Origin of the sequence: Mycobacterium sp., from assembly GCF_965229105.1 — a bacterium.
Lineage (GTDB): Bacteria > Actinomycetota > Actinomycetes > Mycobacteriales > Mycobacteriaceae > Mycobacterium.
Genome location: NZ_OZ245858.1, coordinates 4,736,312 through 4,759,797 on the forward strand (window position 1 = coordinate 4,736,312; position 23,486 = coordinate 4,759,797).

A 23,486-nucleotide genomic window follows, 5' to 3' on the forward strand; every position below is an offset into this window, starting at 1 on the left:
GCATCGTCGCGCTCCTCGCTTAGGTGGCGGTCGGCGTCGCGACGACGTCGGGGGTGTCGGTGGATTCGTAGTTGAAGCTGATGTCACCCCAGGTGGCCAGCGCGACGTCCAGCGCCCGATTCTGCGACGCAGCCTTTTTGAGGATGTCCGGGCCTTCCTTGTAGAAGTCCCGGCCCTCGTTGCGCGCCTTGATCATCGCCTCCAGCGCAACCCGATTGGCTTCGGCGCCTGCCGCGATACCCATCGGGTGCCCGATGGTGCCGCCACCGAATTGCAGGACGACATCCTCACCGAGGTGGTGGATGAGCTGATGCATCTGACCGGCATGGATACCGCCAGAGGCCACCGGCATCACCCCGGGCATCGACGCCCACTCCTGGTCGAAGTACAACCCCTTGACCGGGTCGGCTTTGACGCTGTCGAGGCGAAGCGTGTCGTAGAAACCGGCCGTGGTGTTGGGATCGCCCTCGAGCTTGCCGACGACGGTGCCCGCGTGGATATGGTCGACACCGGCCAGGCGCATCCACTTGGAGATGACGCGGAAGCTGACGCCATGCGCCTTCTGGCGGGTGTAGGTGCCGTGCCCGGCTCGGTGCAGATGCAGGATGACGCTGTTATCGCGGGCCCATTTGGCCATCGACTGGATGGCGGTGTAGCCGATCGTCAGGTCGATCATCACGATTGCCGAGCCGAGCTCGCTGGCGAATTCCGCCCGCTCGTACATCTGCTCCATCGTGCCGGCGGTGATGTTGAGGTAGTGCCCCTTGATCTCGCCGGTGCTGGCCTGGGCCCGGTTGACCGCTTCCATGCAGAACAGGAACCGGTCGCGCCAGCGCATGAAGGGTTGGGAGTTGATGTTCTCGTCATCCTTGGTGAAGTCGAGTCCGCCGCGCAGCGCTTCGTAGACGACGCGGCCGTAGTTGCGCGCCGAGAGCCCGAGTTTGGGTTTGGTGGTGGCACCCAACAGCGGTCGGCCGAACTTGTTGAGATGCTCGCGCTCGGTGACGATCCCGTGGGCGGGGCCCTGGAAGGTCTTCACGTAATGGACAGGTATCCGCATGTCTTCCAGACGCAAGGCCTTGAGCGGTTTGAAGCCGAACACATTGCCGATGATCGAACTGGTCAGGTTCGCGATCGACCCCTCCTCGAACAGGTCGAGGTCGTAGGCGATCAACGCGATCCACTGCCCGGGGGCGTTCGGCACCGCTTCGACGCTGTAACACTTTGCCTGATAGTGCTCGAAGGTGGTGAGGCGGTCAGTCCACACCACGGTCCAGGTGGCGGTGCTGGACTCGCCCGCAACCGCGGCGCCGGCTTCCTCCGGAGGCACGCCCTCCTGGGGGGTGATCCGGAAGGCGCACAACACGTCGGTGTCCTTCGGCACGTAATCCGGCTGCCAGTAACCCATTTCAGCGTAGGGAATGACTCCCGCGTTCCATCTGTCTGCCATGGCTCGAATGCTGCCAGTGCGACACTGAACCTGTCTATCAAGTGTTTGGGCGCAATACATGAGCATTCACTTCAGTGATGGAAGCCCCCCGCACGTTCCACCTTCTGGGTGAGGACGGCCTTCCCACCCACTCCTAGCGTCGTCGCCATGAGCACATGCAGACAGATCGCCGCCGAACTGACCGCGCCAGGTAAAGGCATCCTCGCCGCCGACGAGAGCATCGCGACCATGTCGTCGCGACTGGAGGACGCGGGCGTCACAGCGACCGCCGACAGCCGACGCACCTATCGCGAACTGCTCGTCACCACCCCCGGGCTGGCCGACGGCGTATCCGGTGTCATCTTCTGCGACGAGACGCTCGGCCAGGTCTTCAGCGACGGCCGACCTTTCCCGACGGCCATGCGTGAGCTGGGCATCCATTCGGGTATCAAGGTCGACACCGGCGCCAAAGCCTGCCCAGGCCTGCCGGGTGAGACCATCACCGAGGGGCTCGACGGTCTGGCCGGACGACTCGCCCGCTACGCCGAGATGGGGGCGACGTTCGCCAAATGGCGCGCCGTCTTCAGCATCTCCGAACGGACCCCCAGCTGGGGCGCCACCGTCAGCAACGCCAACGCGCTGGCCCGGTACGCCGCGGCCTGCCAGGAGGCGGGGTTGGTCCCGATCGTCGAGCCCGAGGTGCTGATGACCGGTTCACACAGCATTGCCGAATGCAGCGCGACCACGGCCACCGTGCACGCCGCGGTCCGCCAGCAACTGTCGGCACTCAACGTCGACCTCACCGGCATTGTGCTCAAGCCGAATATGGTCATCGAAGGTGACGGCTGCGCCGACTACTCCGATCCCGAACAGGTCGCCGAGGCCACCGTCGCGGTGCTGCGCGCCTGGCCGGCCCATCTGGCCGGAATTGCCTTCCTGTCCGGCGGTCAGCCGCCGGAACGCGCGACGGCCAACCTCGAAGCCCTCCAGCGTCACCAGACGCCGTGGCCGCTCACGTTCTCCTTCGGCCGCGCCCTGGTCTCCCCGGCATTGGCCGCCTGGCGCGGTGACGAATCCCGTTATCGTGACGGGCAATTCGCGCTCGCCGAGCACGTCACCGCCAACTCCTCGGCACTGCGCCGGCGCACGGACCTTCAATCGGCCTGACCGCGGATGGGATGTAGCGGAATCGTCACTGTGATGGTTGTCCCCGCCCCCGGCCGCGACCGGACCGTGAGGCGACCATCGACCAATTCGGCGCGCTCGGCCATCGACAGCATCCCGTAGCCACCGGATCGGGAGTCTCTGGGCCGGTCTTCACCGGTGCTGAAACCGACACCGTTATCGGTAACTTCCAGCCGAGCGTCATCGCCGACGACCGTGAACGCGACCGTCGCGGCGGTGGCGCCGGCGTGTTTGACGATGTTCTGCAGACATTCCTGGGCGATCCGGTACAGCGCCACCTCGATATGTTCGGGCAGGCGGTCATCGGCCAGGTCTAGGTCCAGATTCAGCGGTGGCATCGACGACGCCAGACTGGCCAGCCCGCCGGCGAGGCCGAGATCGTCGAGCACCGGTGGCCGCAGCCCGCTGATGGCGGAGCGGGCCTCCTCCAACGTCAAGGCAACCAGGTCGCGAGCCTTCGCGATCTGGACACCGGCGTCGACCGGATCGTCGTCGACTGCGCGAGCGGCAGCATCGAGGCGGTAGGCCAACGTCACCAGCCGCTGAGAAATACCGTCGTGAATATCGCCGGCCAGCCGGCGGCGCTCCACCTCTTGGGCCGCAATCACCTGCTCGGCGAAATTCTCGTGCGCCCGTTCCCTGATGGTGAGTTGCCGGTGCAGCCTGGCCTGGTGCAATGCCCCGCCGATCAGTCGACCGATGACCAGCAGCAATTCGATATCGCGCTCGGTGAACTCGCGCCGTTGCAGGGTGTGGACATTGAGGACGCCGACGAGGCCACCGGGCCCGGTCTCCATCGGTACCGAAGCCATGGAGGTGTAGTTCGCACCACGCAGGGCCTCGATCGGAACGTAGCGCGGGTCGTCCTCCTTATTGTCGACGATGACCACAGGCGTGCGGTGCGTGGCCACCCACCCCGAGATCCCCGAACTCAGCGGCAGCCGGACCTTGCCGACCTGCTCGTCGAACGGCGGTGTCGCGCCGGCCAGCGTCAGAGCGCGGTCACTGTCGTCCAAGACATGGACGAAACAGACATCCGAGGCCGAGGCGGTGGTGATCAGCTGCGCAACTGCGGCGGCCAGCGGTTCGACGCCGGGCCCGTGGGCCGTCACCTCGACGATGTCGAGCAGCAGCGCCGCCTCGCGATCGGCGTCCACCAGGCCGTGCACGGTAGGCCCCGGTGGCGTCACCGGAAAATGCCCTCCCGCAGCGCGGTCGCCACGGCGGCGGTGCGATCGCTGACATTGAGCTTGCGGTAGATCGAGCGCAGGTGGCTTTTCACCGTCTCGTCGCCGATCACCAGTTTGGTCGCAATCCCCCGATTGGACAGGCCGGCGACGACAAAGGACAGGATCTCGCTCTCCCGTTGCGTGAGGCCGTGGCGGGCGCCCGGCCAGAACTCATCGCGTTGCAGGCGTGCGGCGGTGTCGACCGCGCGGGCGGCCAGCCCGGCGTCGATGGCTGTCGAACCGTCCTGCACAGACTCCAGCTGTCGCACCAGCTCGTCGCTGTTGATCCCCTTGAGCAGGTAACCCGACGCCCCGACCCGCATCGCCTGGAAGAGGTATTGCTCATCGTCGTAGACCGAGAGCAGCACGACCTTGCGATGCGGATCCTGTTCGCGCACGGTCCGGCACAGATCCAGGCCGCTCGCCCCTCGCATCCGCACATCGCATAACACGATGTCGGGCCGGAGGCTGTTGATCACTTCCAGTGCGTTTTCCGCGCCGACGGCATGCCCGACAACACGAACACGGGCCCGAAATGACGACAGCATCGCCTTGAGCCCCTCAATAACCATCTCGTGGTCATCGACCAATACCACTCGAATTGGGCTGGCCACCAATGCAGCTGTCATCAGGCAACGATAGAGGGTAATTGTGGGGCCGTCATTAATAATTCCGCGCCCCGGTATTTACCCGGTTGATCCCCCGTTTCGGGGATCCGCTATTGCCGGCGGTTGTTTACCGTCACCACCAACAATAAGGAGGGTGAGCGTGTCAGCGTCAGTGACAGTGTCAGCGCAAAAAGCCAAGCTTGTCGCATCCGTGCTACCGGCGGACTTCGCCAACCTCGGCCGCGATGTAGAGGCGATCGAGGGCGCGGGTATCGACCGGATCCAGTGGGATGTGATGGACGGCAGTTTCGTCCCGAACATCACCTTCGGTCCCGATGTGATCGCCGCCAACCGCGGTCGGGTCAGCATCGGGTTCGAGGCGCATCTGATGGTCACCAACCCGGATCCGATGCTGCCGCGGTGGGTCGACGCCGGCTGCGAGATCATCATCGTGCACGCCGAGGCCTGCCTGCATCTACACCGAACCCTCTCGCACATCAGGGATCTCGGTGCGCGCGCCGGTGTCGCGCTCAACCCCGCGACACCACTGACGGCCGTCCTCGATGTCCTCGACATCACCGATCTACTGCTGGTGATGACCGTCAACCCCGGCTTCGGCGGGCAACGCTACCTGTCGAGCATGGAGCCCAAGATCGCCGCGGCCAGGGCCGAGATCGACCGGCTGGGCGCCGATATCGAGCTTGAAGTGGACGGCGGTATCGGACCGTCCACCATTGTCGGCGCCGCTGCGGCTGGAGCGAACGTGTTCTGTTCCGGCTCAGCACTATTCGACGGACCAGACACCATGTCCGACCGTACCGCCGCCCTGCGCAACGCCGCTTCCGAAAGGTTGGTCCTGCAGTGACCATCGCAACCCCCGCCGCCGACCACGCGGTGATCGGCACTGACCAACTCGACCAACTGGCCATCGACACCCTGAAATTCCTGACGGTGGACGCGATCGAGGCCGCCAACAGCGGGCACCCCGGGCTACCGCTCGGGGCGGGTCCGATCGCCTGGACCCTGTGGTCACGACACCTGCGCCACAATCCCGCCGACCCGCAGTGGCCGGACCGGGACAGATTCGTCCTGTCCGCCGGACACGGCTCGATGCTGCTGTACGGGCTTCTGCATGTGTTCGGCTACGACCTGTCGACCCATGAGTTGCGCCGGTTCCGCCAACTCGACTCCCGCACCCCCGGTCATCCCGAATACGGCCACACCGCAGGGGTGGAAACCACCACGGGCCCGCTGGGACAGGGACTGGCCAATGCCGTCGGGATGGCGCTCGCCGAGCGCATGCTGGCCGCCCGCTGCAACACCGATGAGCACACCGTCGTCGATCACCGAACCTGGGTGCTGGCCGGTGACGGCGACCTGATGGAAGGGATCAGTCACGAAGCAGCCTCTCTGGCAGGAAGACTCGGCCTGAGCAGGCTCACGGTCATCTACGACGACAACGACATCACCATCGACGGTCCGGCATCGCAGAGCTGCACCGATGATGCCGAAGCGCGTTTCGCGGCCTACGGCTGGCAGGTGCTTTCGGTGTCCGACGGCACCGATGTGGGTGCCCTGGATCGCGCGCTGCGGGCGGCGACCGAGTGCGCCGATCGACCCACCTTTATCCGGGTGCGGACCATCATCGGAGCCGGCGCACCCGATGTCGAGGGCACCCCGAAGGCGCACGGCAGCCCCTTGGGTACGGCCCGGCTCGCCGCCATGCGCGAGCGCCTCGAATGGCCCGACGCGCATTTCCACGTCCCCGTTGCGGTCGGCGCGACCGCCGCCGCGCTGGCCGCGCAAGGTGCTGCCACCCAAGCGGAGTGGGAGACCACCCACGCCGCATGGCAGGCCGAAAACCCGACGCTGGCTGGAGATTTCCCGCTGGACGGGCCGCCGGCCCCGGATGGCGTGGCCGTTCTCGGGGAACTCGCCGAGACACTCAGCGACGCGACAATGGCGACCCGGAAGGCCTCGGGCGCGGCGCTGTGCGCGCTGTCCGCGGTATACCCGGCCCTGGTGGGCGGTTCGGCGGACCTCGCGGCGTCGACGAACACCGCGATCCCCGGTGGGGATGTCAGTGCCGCCGACTATACCGGTCGCACCATCCATTTCGGCATCCGCGAACATGCGATGGCCGCGGTCCTCAACGGCATCTCGCTGCACGGTGGATTGCGGCCTTTCGGCAGCACCTTCCTGGTTTTCGCCGACTATCTACGGCCGGCCCTGCGACTGTCGGCACTGATGAAACAACCCGTCATCTACGTGTTCACGCATGACTCGGTGCACGTCGGCGAGGACGGCCCCACCCATCAACCCATCGAGCAGCTCGAATCGCTGCGGCTGATCCCCGGGGTGAGGGTGCTGCGACCCGCCGATGCCGCGGAGACCGCCGCAGCCTGGGAGATAGCCGCTCTCAACATGTCTGGCCCCACGGTGCTGGTGTTGAGCCGTCAGGACCTGCCCGCGCTCGGGACAGAAGGCCTCGATGAGATCCGCTGCCACGGCGCCAGGCGGATCGGCACATCGGCCGATCCCGCGGAGGTGGTGCTGGCCGCCAGCGGATCAGAAGTCGCCCTGGCACTCCAGGCCGCAGCGGTGTTGGCCGATCGGGGTGTGCACGCCGCGGTCGTATCGGTCACGTGGCGCGAGCGCCTCGACGAGGCGATCCGGGCCGGTGATACCCCGTTACCCGATGGGCCGGTGGTGTGGATCGAAGCCGGCGTGACGACCGGTTGGCGCGCGCTGGCGGGACCCCGCGACACGGTGGTCGGGATCGATCGATTCGGTGAAAGCGGCCCAGGGGCCGATGTCGCGGCCCGCCTGGGGTTGACACCCGACGCCGTCGCCGATGCTGCGCTGCGGTGTCTGGGGCGGGCCGACGACAGCGCGGTATGACAGGTGACCAGGGCGGTCATCTTCGATGTGGACGGCACCATCGCCGACACCGAGGAACACGGCCACCTCCCCGCCTTCAATGCCGCCTTCGCCCAACACGGTCTCGATATCGTCTGGCAGCCAGACGAATACGGGGTGCTACTGACCATTACCGGCGGCCGACGCCGCATCGCCAGTGATCTGCGGGCCCGCGGGTTCTCCGACGCCGCCGATCAACTGGCGCTCGATATCCACCGGACCAAGACCGCGCTGTTTCGCGACCGGATCTTCGCCGGTGACATCTGCGCCAGACCGGGTCTGGTCGAGCTCGTCGCCGATCTGCACAACGCCGGTATCCGGACCGCGGTAGCCACCACTGGCGCCACGGCGTGGGTCGAACCGCTGCTGGCGCACCTGCTGGGGTCCGACGCGATGGAGGTCGTGGTGACCGGTGATGATGTCGCGGAGCTCAAACCCCACCCCGAGGTTTACCTGCGGGTCCTGCACGAGCTGAAGTTGCCCGCGGAAAGTGCACTGGCGGTCGAAGATTCCGCGGTGGGACTGCGCGCCGCCACCGCAGCGGGACTGGCGACCATCGTCATCACCAACGGCTACACCGCCGACCAGGACTTTACCGGGGCAGCCGTCGTACTCGACAGCTTCACCGGCGTCACCGATCACGTCCTCTAGCAGATGCGTGGGAGTTGTTCGCCGAGTTCACGTTCGATCACACGGGTGGTACCGAACGGGGTGGTGCCCACGGCCATCCCCGGGTGCTCGGCGACGACACGGCCGATGACGACGGCGTTCGCCCCCTCTGGCGTGTTCCGCATCGCGGCCAGCACGGCTTCGGTATCGGCCGGGTCGACGAACGCCACCAGCTTCCCTTCGTTGGCCACATGCAGCGGATCCAGCCCGAGAAAGGAGCAGGCCGAGGCAACGGCCTCGGGTACCGGGATCGCGGCTTCATTTAGGGCGATGCCGACCGAGGCCGCCCGCGCCAGCTCGACCAACGATGCGACCAGACCGCCACGGGTGGGGTCGCGCAGGGTGTGCACATCACCCGCGGCGAGCATGGCGGCAACCAGTCGGTGCAGCGGCACACTGTCGGTGGTGACGACGGTGCCGAAATCGATGCCTTCCCGCACACTCATGATGGCCACCCCGTGCTCGCCCAGATTGCCCGAGACGATGATGTGGTCGCCCGGTCGCGCGCGCTGCGGCCCGACCTGCACACCGTCCGGGATGACACCCACCCCGGCGGTGTTGACGAAAAGCTGATCGGCGCTGCCTCTTTCGACGACCTTGGTGTCACCGGTCACGATGGCGACACCGGCGTTGTCGGCAGCCTTACCCATCGATTGGGCGATCCGGCCGAGCACGTCGACCTCAAGGCCTTCCTCCAGAATGAAACCCGCCGTCAGACCCAGCGGCTGCGCACCACTCATCGCCAGATCGTTGATGGTGCCGTTGACGGCGAGATCGCCGATATTGCCCCCGGGGAAGAACAACGGTTGCACCACATATGAGTCGGTCGACAGCGCAATACGCCCGGCCTCAACTGACAGCACAGCTGAATCCCTGGCGGGGCCACCGGAAGTACCGAAAGCCGGGAGGAACAGATTCTCGATCAGCTCCTCTGACAGCACCCCACCGCCGCCGTGGCCCAGCACAATCCGTTTGGTCTCCCTCAGCGGCAGCGGGCACACCCAGTCCGCCGGGTCGATCGCGGTGATGCGGTCAGGCATGGGCGGGGGTAGCCAGGCGGCGGAACTGGTAGTAGGCCGCACACGCGCCTTCGGTGGACACCATGGTCGCGCCCAGCGGATTCCGTGGTGTGCACGACGTACCGAACGCCGGACATTCATTCGGTTTCAGCAAGCCCTGGAGTACCTCCCCGGCGTGACATTCCGGCGATTCCGCCACCTGCAGCTGCCCGACCCCGAACCGGCGTTCGGCGTCGAACTGCGCGTACCGCGGCGATAGCGTCCAGCCCGATTGCGGGATCATGCCGATGCCACGCCACTGCCGGTCGGTGACCACGAACACCTCGCGCAAGGTGTCCTGGGCGACGGTGTTACCGACCGCGTTCACCGCCCGCGGATAGGCATTGCGGAGCTCGGCTTTACCGTCCTCGAGTAGATCGACCAGCTGGCGGACACCTTCGAGCAGATCCAACGGTTCGAAACCCGACACCACGATCGGCACCCCGAATTTCTCCACCAGCGGCACGTACTCGGACATGCCCATCACCGTGCACACATGCCCCGCCCCAAGGAAACCCTGGACCCGGTTGGTCGGTGAGGACAGGATCGCGGTCATCGCCGGCGGCACCAGCACGTGCGATACCAACAGCGAGAAATTCGTCAGACCCAACCGCTGCGCGTGCACCACCGACATCGCGTTGGCCGGGGCCGTCGTCTCGAACCCCACCCCGAAGAACACGACCTCTTTGTCGGGATTCTCGGCCGCGACCCGGGTCGCATCCAGCGGCGAGTACACGATCCGCACATCACCGCCCGCCGCCCGGACACTGAACAGATCCTGTTTACTGCCCGGCACCCGCAACATGTCACCGAACGAACAGAAGATCACGTTTTCGCGCCCGGCGATCTCCAGCGCGCGGTCGATCATCTCCAACGGGGTCACGCACACCGGGCAGCCCGGCCCGTGAATGAACTCGACAGCATCACCGAGCAGCTGATCGATGCCGTTGCGGATGATCGAATGTGTCTGCCCACCGCAGACTTCCATGATCGTCCAGCTGCGGGTGGCGCGATGTTTGATCTGATCCACCAAGGCGCGGGCGGCCACCGGATCTCGGAATTCATCGAGGTATTTCATGCCTGCTCCCCTGCCAGTTCCTCGTCGAGGAAACCCAATTCGGCGAACATCGCCAAGGTGGTGTTTGCCGACTCTTCGTCGAGTCGGTTCAGCGCAAAACCGGCATGCACGATGGTGTACTCACCGATCTGCAGGTCAGGTAGGTATGCCAGGCAGACCTTCTTCGTCGTTCCACCGAAGTCGACGGTCGACATCCTGGTACCCGACTCCTCCCAGATATCGATCACCTTGCCGGGGATTCCGAGGCACATACGCCACTTCTTTCTCTCTGTGCTGCTGGGGAGCCAGCAGCTATGACGGCCTGGCCTAACGCCAGACCACCGTCGTTACACGGAAGGACCTGATGGGTCAGCACGTCGAACCCGCACTCGCGCAGGCCGGTTCGAATCCCATGGAGCAACAGCTGATTGACGAAGACACCGCCGGTCAGGCCGACCGTCTCGATCGCCGCAGCCTTGGCGCAGTCGGCTGCGGCCTGCACGGTCGCGCACACCACGGCGGCGTGGAAAGAGGCCGCGAGATCTTCTGCTGCGACTCCAGCCCGCAGCCCCGCGACCAGTTCCGCGATGACCGGAACGGGATTCAATACCGCAGCGCGGCAGTCGAATTCCAGGACGTGGCGGTCAGGGTCACCGGTGCGCGCCAGATGCTCGAGCTCGACAGCGGCCTGCCCCTCGTAGGCGACCGCCTGACAGACCCCGAGCAGGCTGGCAACCGCATCGAACAACCGGCCCATGCTGGTGGTCGGTACGCACCCGAGCCCGCGCGGAATCTGTTGCGCCAGAACGGACCGACCGCGTTCGCCGACCGCGCTGACAGGCGCCAGATCGGCATCCCACTCGAGTCCCGCCCGGTACAGCAGGTCCAGTGCGATTCGGGCCGGTTCGCGTGCGGCGCCGTCCCCACCGGGCAGGGCGAACGGCGCGAGGTGACCGACCCGGGTGAACCGCGTCGGATCGCTGATGGCGAGCAGCTCACCGCCCCAGATGGTGCCGTCGGTGCCGTAACCGGTGCCGTCATAGACGACGGCGATGATCGGACTGCCGATCCGCCCGTGCTCGGCGAGCAGGGAAACCGCGTGGGCATGGTGATGCTGGACCCGCACCATCGGCAGGCCCTGGCGCTGCGCCCACCGTGTGGTGGCATACGACGGATGCAGGTCGCAGGCGATCTGGGTGGGTGGGCGGTCCGTCATGAACGCCAGATGTCGCAGTGCGTCCTCGAAACAGGACTGGGTGCGCGGGTCGGCCATATCGCCCAGGTGCGATGACATATGCGCATGCCCATCAGACCCCAGCAGGCAGAACGTGGTCTTGAGATCGCCACCGGTGGCGAGGATGACCGCGCCGCCGGCCTGGTGTTTCGCTCGTTTCTCGGTGGCCACCGGCAACGGCGCGTAGCCACGCGATCGCCGGACCGGGATCACCTCCCCATTGCGGTCCACGGCGACAACGGAATCCTCGCAGGGCACCCCGATCGGGCGATCATGGGACAGCACCCCGTCGGTCACCCCGTCGAGCCAGTTCAGATCGCTGTCGCGGAACACGATCGGCGACCCACCTTGATTCGCCGATGTCATCACCAGCGGGATGGGACCGAGCCGGTCGAAGAGCAGATGGTGCAGGGGTGAATACGCCAGCAGGACACCGAGGTCGCTCAGCCCCGGTGCCACCGCGTCGGCGACGGCCGAACCCGTGGGCTTCTTCGGTGCCAGGACGATCGGCGCCGGGGCCGACCGCAGGGCGACCGCGGCGGCGGCGCTGAGCTCGACGATCTGGAGCGCTGCGCGGACATCGGCGGCCATCACGGCGAACGGTTTGGCTGGGCGGTTCTTGCGCTGTCGCAGTAGCGCGACGGCCAGCGGGTCATCGGCCCGGGCGGCTAAGTGATACCCGCCGATACCCTTGATCGCGACGATCAGGCCGGCCGCCAACGCGTGCGCTGCGGCGTCGATCGGGTCGGCCGCACCGCCGGGCCCGGTCCAGTGCAGTGTTGGTCCGCAGTCCCGGCAGGCGATGGTCTGCGCATGGAAGCGTCGGTCGGTGGGGTCGCGGTACTCCGCCTCGCACGCCGTGCACATCCCGAAGGCGGCCATCGTGGTGGCGGGCCGGTCGTACGGCAGGTCGGTGATGACGGTGTAGCGGGGGCCGCAATTGGTGCAGGTGATGAACGGATGCCCGAACCGGCGGTCCGCCGGGTCGCGCATCTCACGCAGGCAGTCATCGCAGATCGCAATATCGGGCGGGATAAGCGTGCGGGCGCCCGACGCCGCAGCAGCGTCCATGCTGGGCACGATCTCGAACGGGGGTAGCTCGAACCCGTTGCGGCCCAGCGGTTCTAGCTGTGTCACCCGAATATCGTCGATGCGGGCCATCGGCGGCGGCGCGGACCGGACCGCCGCCGCGGCGGCATCGACATCGGCGGCGTTGCCTTCGAGTTCACAACGCACCGAACCGGCGTCGTTGTAGACGAACCCCGTCACTCCGTGCGCAGCGGCGATCCGGGCGACCGCAGGACGAAACCCGACACCCTGCACGACGCCAGTGATGTCCAACCGCATCCGCACCAGGGCGGACGCACTGCGACTGCCCCTCATGAACCTCCTGAGCAGCAAAAGAATCTCCCGCGCCATCTGGGCTGTTGACGCGGATCAAACCTCCACGGTAGCGGTGTGCCCCGGCACGGGACAATCAAGATTTCGCACAGATTTCCTGCGTTTTTTCATCACGAACGCCACAGACGGGCCCGCGACACCGCTATAGGGTTGGCGTTGGCGGCCGACGTTCCGCTACCGATGACCGATGTGACGGTGAGGTGATCAGCTGTGCACGAGTTGTCTCTGTGCCACGCGATTGCCGGCGTCGTTGCGCCCCATGCGGCAGGGCGCCGTGTCGAGGTGGTGCGGGTCCGCGTCGGGTCGTTGCGTCAAGTGGTACCTGACACGCTGATCTTCTGCTGGACCATCGTGCGCGATCACCACGATATGGCCGATGCCGAACTGGAACTCGAACTGATTGCCGCCGCGGTGCGCTGCAATTCCTGCGGGCAGACCGCGGATATCGCCTCACGCTGGTCGGTGAGTTGCCCCAGCTGTGCCAGCACGGACGTGGCGGTGCTGCGTGGCGAAGAATTTCTGGTCACCTCGGTGGACGTTTCCGACAGCCTCCAACCAGCGAAAGTTGTTGCAGATGGGTAGGTTTCACCGCCATGACGATGGCGTTGCGCACAGCCACGAAGACGCCGAAGGTACCCATGAGCACAGTCACGACCACGGTGACCACAGCGGCTACTCGACTGGGTCCCAGCGCGTCGACGTCCTGGAGTCCATCTTCGCCGAGAATGATGTCCGGGCCGGCTACAACCGAATCGCTTTCGAAAGCAACGGTATTCGCGCGCTGAACCTGATGAGTTCACCCGGCTCCGGTAAGACCACCGTGCTCGGCGCCACCCTCGACGCACTCGCCGACCAGATCGCCGTCGGGATCATCGAGGGTGATATCGCCACCGATCTAGACGCGGCGAAATTGGCCGGCCGCGGCGCCCAGATCTCACTGTTGAACACCGATAACGGTTTCGGTGGCGAATGCCACCTCGACGCCCCGATGGTCAACCGCGCCATCGGTGGCCTCGACCTGCCAAAGCTGGACCTTGTCATCATCGAAAACGTCGGTAATCTCGTGTGCCCAGCCGAATTCGACGTCGGCGAACATGCCAAGGCGATGGTGTATTCCGTCACCGAGGGCGAGGACAAACCGCTGAAGTATCCGGTGATGTTCCGATCCGTCGACGTGGTGCTGCTCAACAAGATCGACCTGGTACCCCATCTCGATGCCGATGTCGACACCTATATCGCCCATGTGCGTCAGGTCAACCCGGCCGCGACCATCCTGCCGATCAGCGCCCGCACCGGCGAAGGTATGCCGGCCTGGTTCTCCTGGCTGCGCCAATTCGCCACCAGCCCTTCATGAGTGCGGTCCGACTCGTCATCGTCAGGCACGGCCAGACACCAGCGAATATCGCCGAACAGCTCGATACCGTGGCGCCCGGCTCCAGCCTGACCGAACTCGGGCATCTCCAAGCCGCCGCCTTGCCGTCGGCGTTCATCGGTGCACCCGTCGAGGCGATTTTCGTCTCCCCCCTGCTGCGCGCTCAGCAGACCGCCACGCCGCTGGCCCGGGCCAGGGCGCTGACACCCCACGTGCTCGACGGTCTACGCGAGGTGAGCGCGGGCGAACGAAACGGAGACCGCGGTACCGAGTTGGTGCGGCGCTACCACCAGACGATCCTGTCGTGGACCAGCGGCGGCAACGATCGATTGTTCGGCGGTGAGAACGGCGCAGAGTTCCTCGACCGCTATGATGCTGCGCTGGAAGCGATCTGCGCCTACGGGGTATCCGATGCGGTCGTGGTGAGTCACGGTTCGGCCATCCGGTGCTGGGCGGCCGCCCGGGCTGAGAACATCACGACCGACTACGCAGAAGAGCATGTGCTGGCCAATACCGGCACCATCACCGTCGAGCGGACACCGAATCGGACCTGGCACGTCACCGACTGGAATTGCGAAGTGGCCGGCCTGCGTCATCTCAGCAGCGCGGCGACCCGCTAGGCGTGAGTGACGAAATCGCGCAGGCTGGCCGCGAGGCCGGCAGGCACATGGCCCTTGATCCGAGTGCCACCGTCGGTGTGTTCGGTGATATCGACGCGGCCATCGGAGTGCACCTTGGCCACCAGATCGCCTCGGTCATACGGGATGGTGACATCAACCCGGATATCGGTGGGCTCGACAAGCTCACTCATCTTGTGCCGCAACTGATCCAGACCCTCACCGGTATGGGCGGAGACGAACACCGCATCCGGTAATGCCCGGCGCAGTTTCGCCAGCGACAGCTCGTCGGCCGCGTCGATCTTGTTGACCACCAACAGTTCCACCGGCGGTGCGACATCGTGATCGGCGATCACGTCGTTGACCACCTGACGCACCGCGCTGATCTGTGCAAGCGGGTTGGCGTCAGCGCCGTCGACGACATGCACCAGCAGATCGGCGCCACTGACCTCTTCGAGGGTGGATTGGAACGCTTCCACCAGTTGGGTGGGCAGATGCCTGACGAAGCCGACCGTGTCGGTCAGGACGAACTGCCTGCCGTCCTCGAATTCACCACGGCGCGTTGTCGGTTCGAGGGTGGCGAACAATGCGTCCTGAACCAGCACGCCCGCGCCGGTCAGCGCGTTGAGCAGGCTCGATTTACCGGCATTGGTATAGCCGACGATTGCCACCGACGGAATGGCGTTGCGGACCCGGCCGCTGCGCTGGGTGTCGCGGATCTTCTTCATTTCCTTGATCTCGCGACGCAGCTTGGACATCCGTTCACGGATACGACGCCGGTCGGTCTCGATCTTGGTTTCACCGGGGCCGCGGGTACCGACACCGCCGCCGCTGCCACCCGCTCCACCGCCCTGCCGCGACATCGACTCACCCCAGCCGCGTAGCCGGGGCAGCATGTACTCCATCTGAGCAAAAGCGACCTGCGCCTTGCCTTCTCGGCTGGTCGCATGCTGGGCGAAGATATCGAGGATCAGCGCGGTCCGGTCGATGACCTTGACCTTGACCGCCTTTTCCAGGGCATTGAGTTGTGCCGGTGACAGTTCACCGTCGCAGATCACGGTGTCAGCTCCGGTGGCCACGACGATATCGCGGAGCTCGCGGGCCTTGCCGGAGCCGATGTAGGTCGACGGGTCCGGCTTGTCGCGGCGCTGCGTCAGTGCTTCGAGGACCTCAGAACCCGCCGTCTCGGCAAGCGCTGCGAGTTCGGCCATGCTGTTATCGGCGTCGGCGGCGCTACCGTCGGTCCAGACGCCGACCAGCACAACGCGTTCCAGGCGCAGCTGGCGGTATTCGACCTCGGAGACATCGGCGAGTTCGGTGGAGAGCCCGGCGACGCGGCGCAACGAAGCGCGGTCATCGAGAGCGAGCTCACCGGCCGTCGGCAAGTGGGAGGGGGGTTCGGGATATGTCATGGGCGATCTCCGATGGTGTCACGCGCGCAGGCCCGCCCGCATCCGATTATCAAGCCTGCCGACTCCACCAGTCGTCAGACAGTTCTCCTGTGGCCACCAGTTCTGAGGGTCCACGCAGGTAGCTCGTCGCCTCGGTCACCGTGACGGTGACCTGGCCGCCGGGGATGCGCACCGCCAGTGCGCCGGTATCAGTGCCGAGATGGGCCAAGGCAGCGACAGCGGCGGCAACGGTGCCGGTACCGCACGATCTGGTCTCCCCCACGCCACGCTCGTGCACGCGCATGGTGACAGCGCCATCTGCCGGGGCGGTCAGCACCTCGATGTTGACGCCGTGCGGGAACTGCGCCGCGTCGAAACCGACCGGGGCCGCAACGTCGAGCGCGGCCAGCTCTTCGAGGGTCAGCGTGGAGTCCACACACGCCAGGTGCGGGTTACCGACATCGATGCCAAGGCCGGTGAAAATCCGGCCGCCGACGGTCGCCTGACCCTGGCCCAGCTGATTGGCCTTGCCCATGTCAACGGTGACCTCAGCAACGCCGTCGTCGACGTGATGCAGGGTGACCGGGCGGGGCCCGGCCAACGATCCGACCACGAACTCGTCTCGACCTTCCAGCCCGCTGGCCCGCAGGTAGTGGGCGAACACCCGCACGCCGTTACCGCACATCTGCGCAATCGACCCGTCGGCGTTGCGGTAATCCATGTACCAGTCGGCCGCTGCGACGCCTTCAGGCAGGTGCTCGAAAACGCCCGTCGCCAGCGCGGCACCCGCAGTGGTCACCCGCAGCACGCCGTCGGCACCGAGCCCGCGGCGCCGGTCGCACAGCGCGGCCACCGCAGCAGGCGCCAGCGTCAGCCGGGCGTCGAGGTCGGGCAGCAACACGAAGTCGTTCTGCGTACCGTGCCCCTTGGCGAAATCCACCAGTTCAGGATACGTGTCGCCAGATGCTCAGCGCCGCGTCGGCAAGATCGGTTGCGCTGTGGGCGGCGGCGTCGAGCCAGCCGATCCGGTGATCCCGGCGGAACCACGACCGTTGCCTGCGGACATACCGACGGGTGCCGGTGAACGTCAGCGTCTGCGCTTGCGCCAGCTGCGCCTCGTCACCGCCGGCGTCGAGTGCGGCGATCACTTGGGCGTAGCCCAGTGCGCGGGCAGCGGTCACCCCGTCGCGCAACCCCACCTTCAATAGCGTCCGCACCTCCTCGACCAGGCCCGCGTCGAACATGGCTGCGGTTCTCAAGGTCAGACGTTCATCGAGAAGCGCGGTGTCCCAATCCAATCCGACAATGGCGGTATCCCAGCGTGGGGCGCCGATGGTCGGCGCCGACGCCGCGAAGGGCTGCCCGGTCAGCTGCACCACCTCGAGTGCGCGCACGATGCGCCGCCCGTCGGTCGGCAGGATCGTCGCGGCGGCGGCCGGGTCGCGTCCTGCAAGTTCGGTGTGCAGCGCGGCGGTACCCACCTCGGCCAGCCGGGCCTCCCAGGTAGCCCGGACCTGCGGATCGGTCGCCGGGAACGTCCAGTCGTCCAACAGCGACTGCAGGTAGAGCATGGATCCGCCGACGATCACGGGTACCGCCCCCCGCGCGGCGATCGCCTCGATATCGGCCGCAGCCGCTTGCTGATAGTCCGCCACCGTCGCGGTCGCAGCGATGTCGAGGACATCGAGCTGGTGATGTGGGATACCCCGTCGCTCCGCCAGGGTGAGTTTGGCGGTGCCGATATCCATCCCGCGGTAGAGCTGCATGGCATCGGCGTTCACGATTTCGCCGCCCACCCGCTCGGCGATATCGAGGGCGAGCGCGGATTTACCGGTGCCGGTCGGGCCGACGACCGCGATCGGTCGCGTTCTCACAGCTGCCAGACGCCGGCGAAGTACCCGACGCCGTACGGTGCTCCCCGATACAGCGCCCTGGCGCCGCTCGGCGCCGGTGCGGGAGGTCCGGCCAGCCCAGCGAGCACCCCGAAGGCCGCCCGACCGACGACCGAGGCAGGCAGCGCTGCCAAGCCCGCCGGATCACCGCCGGCGAGTGCATCGTCGAGCGCTTCCTGCACCGCGATATTGGCCGGCTCGTAACCGCCTGGCGCGGACGGGGTCAGGGTGTGGCAGCCGTCGGCGACGATCAGCACGCCGATCGGGTGGGGATCGGCGTCGAGTTCGGCGCGCAGCTCACGGCCGATCGCCATCGCAGTGTCGACGTCGCTATCGGGGTAGCAGCGCACCTGCGCCACAGCGGTCGGCCTGACCTGCCCCCGCACCCAGCCGGTGATCAGCGCGCACAGCGGGAGCTGGGTGACCGGGTGGGTCCCCGGCGACAGCGCTACGGGCACGTCGACCCCGAATCCGGCGAAGGTGCCCGCCACCGCAGGCCCGATCTGCGCGGCTGTGGCGTCGACGCCGATGGCGACCCACCGGTCCGGAAGCGCCGCCACTACCGCGCGTACCGCGTCGCGCAGATCACCTATTTCGGTGGCGGCAGCACCCGCGAGTTCAGGAACCAGCACGGGCGCCGATGGAATGATCGCGGCGGCCGTCAACACGGGAGATAACGCTAGTGCCCGGCTGGGTCCGTGGGAAAAGCAGCCAGCGAAGAAGTGGCGACGGCCTCACCGCGAGCCAGCGCGACGGTGGACACCACCATCACCACGATGGCTGCGACCAGGGTGAACCAGCCCGCCTCACCGGGCCGCAAGGTCTCGCCGAGGACGAACACGCCGAGCACCGACCCGACGATCGGCTCGGTCACCGTCATCGTCGGCAACGACGCCGTCAACGATCCCGCACGGAACGACGACTGTTGCCACGCGGTACCTGCGACCCCCACCGCCGCCCAGGCATACAGCTCGGGTGCCTCCAGCAGCCGCCACAACCCGTGGTCGAGCAGGTCGACGACACCCTTGGTGAGGACCGCGAACAGCCCCCACAGAGCGCCGGAGACGATCGCCAGCAGCACCGCACTGATCGGACCCGAGAGGAAACCCGCCGCCACCACGCACAGCACCAGCAGCGGCCCGAGCACGGCGATGACCACCGTCCAGATCTCCAGCGACGCCCTGGAGTGCCCTTCGGTCGGGTTGCCGACGGTGACGATGACAGCGACCGACGCCGCCAGCAGCGCCGCCCAGGTCCATTCCCAGCGGGTCACTTTCCGGTGCGTCAGCCGGGCGTTGATCGGTAGCGCGAACAACAGCGAGGTGACCAGCAGCGCCTGCACCAACAACACCGACCCGAAACCCAGTGCCGCCGCCTGCAGGATGAACCCGATGGCCGCGACCGCGCTGCCCAGCCACCATCCGGTGTCCTTGAGCAGTCGCAGGAACAGTTCGAGATGCCCGACTTTTTCCTCGGTGACCTCATGCGCAGACCGCTGATGCATGACGTCGCCGATGGCAATGAACAGGGCCGCCCCCAGCGCCAGCAGCGCGGCGATATCGGCTTTAGACATTGCCCGCCATGTGCAACTCCTGTCGTGTTTAGAGCCAGTAGACGCAACTGACAGCGATTCTGCAATGCAAACCTGGCCGCGCGACGCTGACCGACCTGCTTCAATACCCACACACGAATACAAAAAACGTCCCGTGAACAGCTATCAGAACCGCTCCGATAGCGTGGACGGCCGACAGGCGCCGCGTTGCGCGGCAGTGCGCGGACCACCGCGCGGAGGGTTAGGTACCGGGACTCATGACCACAGACGATCCGACACAGGAACCGACGCAGGAAACCACGCCGGAACCCACCCCAAGGCCCACACCGGGTCCAAGGCCGGGCCCCAGGCCGGGACCGAGACCGGTCGCGGCGGTCCCGACGGCCCCGGTGACCGCGGTGCCCAGCAGCGACCCGCACCGTTTCGGGCGCGTCGACGATGACGGCACCGTCTGGCTGATCAGCTCTGCCGGTGAGCGGACCATCGGTTCGTGGCAGGCCGGCGACAACGAAGCGGCTTTCGCCCACTTCGGTCGCCGGTATGACGATCTGTCCACCGAGGTCGCGCTCATGGAGCACCGGCTGGAATCCGGCACCGGCGATGCCCGCAAGATCAAAGCCGCGGCCGCCACGCTGGCCGAATCACTGCCGACGGCGACCGTGCTCGGCGACGTCGATGCACTGGCCGCGCGCCTAGCTGCCATCGCCGAGCACGCTGATGCCGCCGCCTCGGCCGAACGCGCCAGACGCGACGAGCAGCGCGCCACCCAGACCGCCCGCAAAGAAGCACTGGCCGTCGAAGCGGAGGATCTGGCCGCCAATGCCACCCAGTGGAAGGCAGCGGGTGACCGGCTGCGCGAGATCCTGGACGAGTGGAAGACCATCACCGGCCTGGATCGCAAAACCGACGACGCGCTGTGGAAGCGATATTCGGCGGCCCGGGAGACGTTTAACCGGCGCCGCGGCTCGCATTTCGCGGAGATGGACCGTGAGCGGGCCGGTGCTAGGTCGGCCAAGGAACGCCTGTGCGAGCGCGCCGAGGCGTTGTCCGGTTCGACCGACTGGGGCCCAACCAGCGGAATTTTCCGCGATCTGTTGACCGAATGGAAGGCCGCAGGCCGGACCGCCAAGGACGTCGACGACGCACTGTGGCAGCGGTTCAAGGCCGCGCAGGACACCTTCTTCGCCGCCCGCAACGCGATCACCGCCGAACGGGACGCCGAGTTCAAGGACAACGCCACCGCCAAGGAAAAGCTGCTTGCCGAGGCGGAGAAGATCAACGCCAGCGATCCCGACGCCGCCCGCAACGCGCTGCGGTCGATCACCGACAAGTGGGACGCGATCGGCAAGGTGCCCAAGGAACGCACCGCTGACCTGGAGCGACGGCTACGCGCGGTCGAAAAGAAGGTGCGCGACGCGGTCGACGCCGAGCGGGTCGATCCCGAAGCCGCGGCGCGCGCCGAGCAGTTCCGCTCACGTGCGGAGCAGTACGAGAAGCAGGCCGCCAAAGCCGCCGCTGCCGGTAAGACCAAGGATGCCGAAGCGGCCAAGGCCAATGCTGATCAGTGGCGGCAGTGGGCAGACGCGGCGGCCAGCGCACTCACGAAGCGGCGCTAACCGGCCTTCGGGTCGGTCGGCGGATCGCCTGCTGCGCCGAACCCGTCGAGCAGGCTTTTGGACTCGTTGGCGGCAGCGGCACGGCGGCGCTGCTCCTCGGCGGCCAACTGCACCGCGGTCCGGGTCCACACCACCCGGGCCCAGTGAAACGACAGCATGATGACCGTCAGCCACGCCAGGATCAGGCCGTAGCTCGGGCCGGGATGCCCGCTGGCAGCGGTCTGTCGTGACCAGACCGCCAGTAGCCCGGTGAAGCTGGCCACCGTCGATCCGGCCAGTGCCACCCAGGCCAGCGCCCAGCGCCGCGTCAGCAATGCCAGCATCGAGAACCCGACGCCAAAGACCAGCGCAAGCCAACAGAACACCCGTGAGGGCAACGCAATGCCGACATCGATCGCGGCGGCGTCCCCCATCACCACATCGACGCCTCTGGCACCACCGGTGTGCGGCAGGATGAACGACACCAGCAGCACGAAGACCAAGATGGCGACCACCAAAGCCCTTGGGCCGGGGTCAATTTCACCCGCCACCCGTCGTTCGGCCGCCTCGAGGTCGGATTTGAAGTTCTCGAAGCCTTCCGGTGCGCTCACAGCGAGCACCCGGCACCGGCAGGCGCCTGCTGCGAGACAGCGCCAACACCGAGCGCGGGCATCCCAAGACCGATGGTGCGCGGCCGAACTCCGGCCTCATGGGCATCGCCTGCGCGAGTGCGGCGATGGGTCAGCACCTGGCCGTCGGCGATCAGGTGATGCGGTGCAGCACCGGTGATGACCGTGGTCACCACATCGCCGGGCCGAATCTGCTGCGCGCCCGGCACGAAATGCACGAGTCTGCCGTCGCGCGCCCGACCGCTCATCCGTGCGGTCGCGGTGTCCTTGCGACCCTCTCCTGCGGCCACCAACAGTTCCACCGGTTTTCCGACCTGCGCCAGATTCTCCGCCCAGGAGATCTCCTCCTGCAGTGCTATCAATCGCATATAACGCTCCTGCACAACGGCTTTCGGTAATTGCTCGGCGTATTCGGCAGCCGGGGTGCCGGGCCGCTTCGAGTACTGGAAGGTGTAGGCGCTGGCGAATCGGGCCCGGCGCACCACATCGAGAGTCGCCGCGAAATCATCTTCGGTCTCACCCGGAAAGCCGACGATGATGTCGGTGGTGATCGCCGCATCCGGCATCGCGGCCCGAACCCGGTCGATGATGCCCAGGTAGCGCTCGGCTCGGTAGGACCGCCGCATCGCCTTGAGGATGCGGTCCGAACCGGACTGCAATGGCATGTGCAACGCGGGACAGATATTCGGCGTTTCTGCCATCGCCTCGATCACGTCATCGGTGAACTCGGCGGGATGCGGCGAGGTGAACCGGACCCGCTCAAGGCCGTCGATCGTCCCGCAGGCGCGTAGCAGCGCCGCGAAAGCGCCTCGGTCGCGCGGTGTTTCAGGATCAGCGAAGGACACCCCGTAGGCGTTGACGTTCTGGCCGAGCAACGTCACTTCGAGCACACCTTGATCGACCAGCGAGCCGACTTCGGCCAGGATGTCCCCCGGCCTGCGGTCGACCTCTTTACCGCGCAAGGCGGGCACGATGCAGAACGTGCAGGTGTTGTTGCACCCTACCGAGATCGAAACCCAAGCGGCGTAAGCGGAATCCCGCGCCGCGGGCAACGAGGACGGGAACTCGACCAGGGATTCGGCGATCTCGACCTGGGCCACCCGATTGTGCCGAGCCCGCTCCAGCAACGTCGGCAACGAACCGATGTTGTGGGTGCCGAACACGACATCGACCCACGGCGCGCGACGCAGCACCGACTCCCGGTCTTTCTGCGCCAGGCAACCGCCGACCGCGATCTGCATATCGGGATTGGCCTCTTTGCGCGGGACCAGATGGCTGATGTTGCCGTACAGCTTGTTATCAGCGTTCTCGCGGACCGCACACGTGTTGAAGACGACCACATCGGCGTCGGAACCGTCGGCGGCTTTCCGATAGCCCGCCGCCTCCAGCAGTCCCGCCAACCGCTCAGAATCGTGCACGTTCATCTGACAGCCATAGGTGCGCACCTCGTAGGTGCGCGCCTGCAGCGTCAGATCAGCCGGGTTGGCCGCCTCGAGCTGGTCTTGGCTCACCGTAGAAGTCACGCGCACCATCGTACGGACGCCGTCGTCACCACCCAAAACACCGCAGAACCCGATTGATCGTCGACTTCCAGGCACGCTGTGGGTTTCCTGGGTAAGGTCAGGGGCCATGAACCCCGGTGCAGATAC

Annotated in this window: 22 protein-coding genes; 8 read left to right on the forward strand and 14 right to left on the reverse strand. The window is 66.5% G+C overall.

The genetic code is table 11. The features are described 5' to 3' along the window. Positions 1 to 19: 19 nt before the first annotated feature. Entirely contained in the window at positions 20 to 1,450 is a 1,431-nt protein-coding gene (locus ADBZ9O_RS22140) for a form I ribulose bisphosphate carboxylase large subunit (RefSeq protein ID WP_526525058.1), read from the reverse strand. Positions 1,451 to 1,597: 147 nt separating this feature from the next. Between ADBZ9O_RS22140 and ADBZ9O_RS22145 the strand changes: the two genes are divergently transcribed. Then, positions 1,598 to 2,596 carry a class I fructose-bisphosphate aldolase gene (locus ADBZ9O_RS22145; RefSeq protein ID WP_526525059.1) on the forward strand — a complete coding sequence of 333 codons (999 nt, stop codon included), beginning with the start codon at positions 1,598 to 1,600 and terminating at the stop codon, positions 2,594 to 2,596. On the opposite strand, the gene ADBZ9O_RS22150 is transcribed toward ADBZ9O_RS22145, so the two are convergent. Further along, entirely contained in the window at positions 2,584 to 3,804 is a 1,221-nt protein-coding gene (locus ADBZ9O_RS22150; protein WP_526525060.1) for a GAF domain-containing sensor histidine kinase, read from the reverse strand. The genes ADBZ9O_RS22145 and ADBZ9O_RS22150 overlap by 13 nt on opposite strands. Continuing rightward, complete coding sequence (locus tag ADBZ9O_RS22155) at positions 3,801 to 4,472, reverse strand: response regulator (protein WP_526525061.1); 672 nt, start codon at positions 4,470 to 4,472, stop codon at positions 3,801 to 3,803. The genes ADBZ9O_RS22150 and ADBZ9O_RS22155 overlap by 4 nt, the downstream gene beginning before the upstream one ends. Before the next feature lie 139 nt (positions 4,473 to 4,611). On the opposite strand from ADBZ9O_RS22155, the gene rpe reads away from it, so the two are divergent. From rpe to ADBZ9O_RS22170, 3 genes are read left to right on the forward strand one after another with little or no spacing between them, the layout of a single operon-like run. Continuing rightward, complete coding sequence (gene rpe, locus ADBZ9O_RS22160; protein ID WP_526525062.1) at positions 4,612 to 5,316, forward strand: ribulose-phosphate 3-epimerase; 705 nt, start codon at positions 4,612 to 4,614, stop codon at positions 5,314 to 5,316. Continuing rightward, positions 5,313 to 7,352 carry a transketolase gene (gene tkt / locus ADBZ9O_RS22165; protein WP_526525063.1) on the forward strand — a complete coding sequence of 680 codons (2,040 nt, stop codon included), beginning with the start codon at positions 5,313 to 5,315 and terminating at the stop codon, positions 7,350 to 7,352. Before rpe ends, tkt begins: the two co-directional genes overlap by 4 nt. A 3-nt stretch (positions 7,353 to 7,355) precedes the next feature. Next, positions 7,356 to 8,021 carry an HAD-IA family hydrolase gene (locus ADBZ9O_RS22170; protein ID WP_526525064.1) on the forward strand — a complete coding sequence of 222 codons (666 nt, stop codon included), beginning with the start codon at positions 7,356 to 7,358 and terminating at the stop codon, positions 8,019 to 8,021. Here ADBZ9O_RS22170 and hypE read toward each other — a convergent pair. From hypE to hypF, 4 genes are read right to left on the reverse strand one after another with little or no spacing between them, the layout of a single operon-like run. Then, complete coding sequence (gene hypE / locus ADBZ9O_RS22175) at positions 8,018 to 9,079, reverse strand: hydrogenase expression/formation protein HypE (RefSeq protein WP_526525065.1); 1,062 nt, start codon at positions 9,077 to 9,079, stop codon at positions 8,018 to 8,020. The genes ADBZ9O_RS22170 and hypE overlap by 4 nt on opposite strands. Then, the gene (gene hypD / locus ADBZ9O_RS22180) at positions 9,072 to 10,175 is read right to left on the reverse strand and encodes a hydrogenase formation protein HypD (protein ID WP_526525066.1); all 1,104 of its coding nucleotides are present in this window, start codon (positions 10,173 to 10,175) and stop codon (positions 9,072 to 9,074) included. The genes hypE and hypD overlap by 8 nt, the downstream gene beginning before the upstream one ends. Next, the gene (locus ADBZ9O_RS22185; protein WP_526525067.1) at positions 10,172 to 10,426 is read right to left on the reverse strand and encodes a HypC/HybG/HupF family hydrogenase formation chaperone; all 255 of its coding nucleotides are present in this window, start codon (positions 10,424 to 10,426) and stop codon (positions 10,172 to 10,174) included. The genes hypD and ADBZ9O_RS22185 overlap by 4 nt, the downstream gene beginning before the upstream one ends. After that, positions 10,399 to 12,771 carry a carbamoyltransferase HypF gene (hypF, locus tag ADBZ9O_RS22190; RefSeq protein WP_526525068.1) on the reverse strand — a complete coding sequence of 791 codons (2,373 nt, stop codon included), beginning with the start codon at positions 12,769 to 12,771 and terminating at the stop codon, positions 10,399 to 10,401. The genes ADBZ9O_RS22185 and hypF overlap by 28 nt, the downstream gene beginning before the upstream one ends. 228 nt (positions 12,772 to 12,999) lie before the next feature. Between hypF and ADBZ9O_RS22195 the strand changes: the two genes are divergently transcribed. From ADBZ9O_RS22195 to ADBZ9O_RS22205, 3 genes are read left to right on the forward strand one after another with little or no spacing between them, the layout of a single operon-like run. Continuing rightward, positions 13,000 to 13,371: a hydrogenase maturation nickel metallochaperone HypA/HybF gene (locus tag ADBZ9O_RS22195; protein ID WP_526525069.1), complete on the forward strand. Its 372-nt coding sequence runs from the start codon at positions 13,000 to 13,002 to the stop codon at positions 13,369 to 13,371. Continuing rightward, positions 13,364 to 14,143, forward strand: a complete 780-nt coding sequence (gene hypB, locus ADBZ9O_RS22200) for a hydrogenase nickel incorporation protein HypB (protein WP_526525070.1) — start codon at positions 13,364 to 13,366, stop codon at positions 14,141 to 14,143. Before ADBZ9O_RS22195 ends, hypB begins: the two co-directional genes overlap by 8 nt. Next, positions 14,140 to 14,781, forward strand: a complete 642-nt coding sequence (locus ADBZ9O_RS22205) for a histidine phosphatase family protein (RefSeq protein ID WP_526525071.1) — start codon at positions 14,140 to 14,142, stop codon at positions 14,779 to 14,781. Before hypB ends, ADBZ9O_RS22205 begins: the two co-directional genes overlap by 4 nt. Here ADBZ9O_RS22205 and hflX read toward each other — a convergent pair. From hflX to ADBZ9O_RS22230, 5 genes are read right to left on the reverse strand one after another with little or no spacing between them, the layout of a single operon-like run. Beyond that, positions 14,778 to 16,190 (reverse strand): GTPase HflX, encoded by a 1,413-nt coding sequence (gene hflX / locus ADBZ9O_RS22210; RefSeq protein WP_526525072.1) that lies wholly within the window; start codon positions 16,188 to 16,190, stop codon positions 14,778 to 14,780. The genes ADBZ9O_RS22205 and hflX overlap by 4 nt on opposite strands. Before the next feature lie 49 nt (positions 16,191 to 16,239). Next, positions 16,240 to 17,109 carry a diaminopimelate epimerase gene (gene dapF, locus ADBZ9O_RS22215; protein WP_526525073.1) on the reverse strand — a complete coding sequence of 290 codons (870 nt, stop codon included), beginning with the start codon at positions 17,107 to 17,109 and terminating at the stop codon, positions 16,240 to 16,242. 4 nt (positions 17,110 to 17,113) lie between these two features. Then, positions 17,114 to 18,043 (reverse strand): tRNA (adenosine(37)-N6)-dimethylallyltransferase MiaA, encoded by a 930-nt coding sequence (miaA, locus tag ADBZ9O_RS22220; protein ID WP_526525074.1) that lies wholly within the window; start codon positions 18,041 to 18,043, stop codon positions 17,114 to 17,116. Beyond that, positions 18,040 to 18,729 carry a class III extradiol ring-cleavage dioxygenase family protein gene (locus ADBZ9O_RS22225; protein ID WP_526525075.1) on the reverse strand — a complete coding sequence of 230 codons (690 nt, stop codon included), beginning with the start codon at positions 18,727 to 18,729 and terminating at the stop codon, positions 18,040 to 18,042. The genes miaA and ADBZ9O_RS22225 overlap by 4 nt, the downstream gene beginning before the upstream one ends. 11 nt (positions 18,730 to 18,740) lie before the next feature. Next, the gene (locus ADBZ9O_RS22230) at positions 18,741 to 19,634 is read right to left on the reverse strand and encodes a DMT family transporter (RefSeq protein ID WP_526525076.1); all 894 of its coding nucleotides are present in this window, start codon (positions 19,632 to 19,634) and stop codon (positions 18,741 to 18,743) included. A gap of 236 nt (positions 19,635 to 19,870) precedes the next feature. Between ADBZ9O_RS22230 and ADBZ9O_RS22235 the strand changes: the two genes are divergently transcribed. After that, positions 19,871 to 21,229 (forward strand): DUF349 domain-containing protein, encoded by a 1,359-nt coding sequence (locus ADBZ9O_RS22235; RefSeq protein ID WP_526525077.1) that lies wholly within the window; start codon positions 19,871 to 19,873, stop codon positions 21,227 to 21,229. Here the strand turns inward: ADBZ9O_RS22235 and ADBZ9O_RS22240 are convergent. Next, a complete protein-coding gene (locus ADBZ9O_RS22240; RefSeq protein ID WP_526525078.1) occupies positions 21,226 to 21,828 on the reverse strand; it encodes an Rv2732c family membrane protein in 603 nt (200 codons plus the stop codon). The two genes, ADBZ9O_RS22235 and ADBZ9O_RS22240, sit on opposite strands and share 4 nt — an antisense overlap. Continuing rightward, complete coding sequence (gene miaB, locus ADBZ9O_RS22245) at positions 21,816 to 23,369, reverse strand: tRNA (N6-isopentenyl adenosine(37)-C2)-methylthiotransferase MiaB (protein ID WP_526525079.1); 1,554 nt, start codon at positions 23,367 to 23,369, stop codon at positions 21,816 to 21,818. Before miaB ends, ADBZ9O_RS22240 begins: the two co-directional genes overlap by 13 nt. Between the last annotated feature and the right edge of the window lie 117 nt (positions 23,370 to 23,486).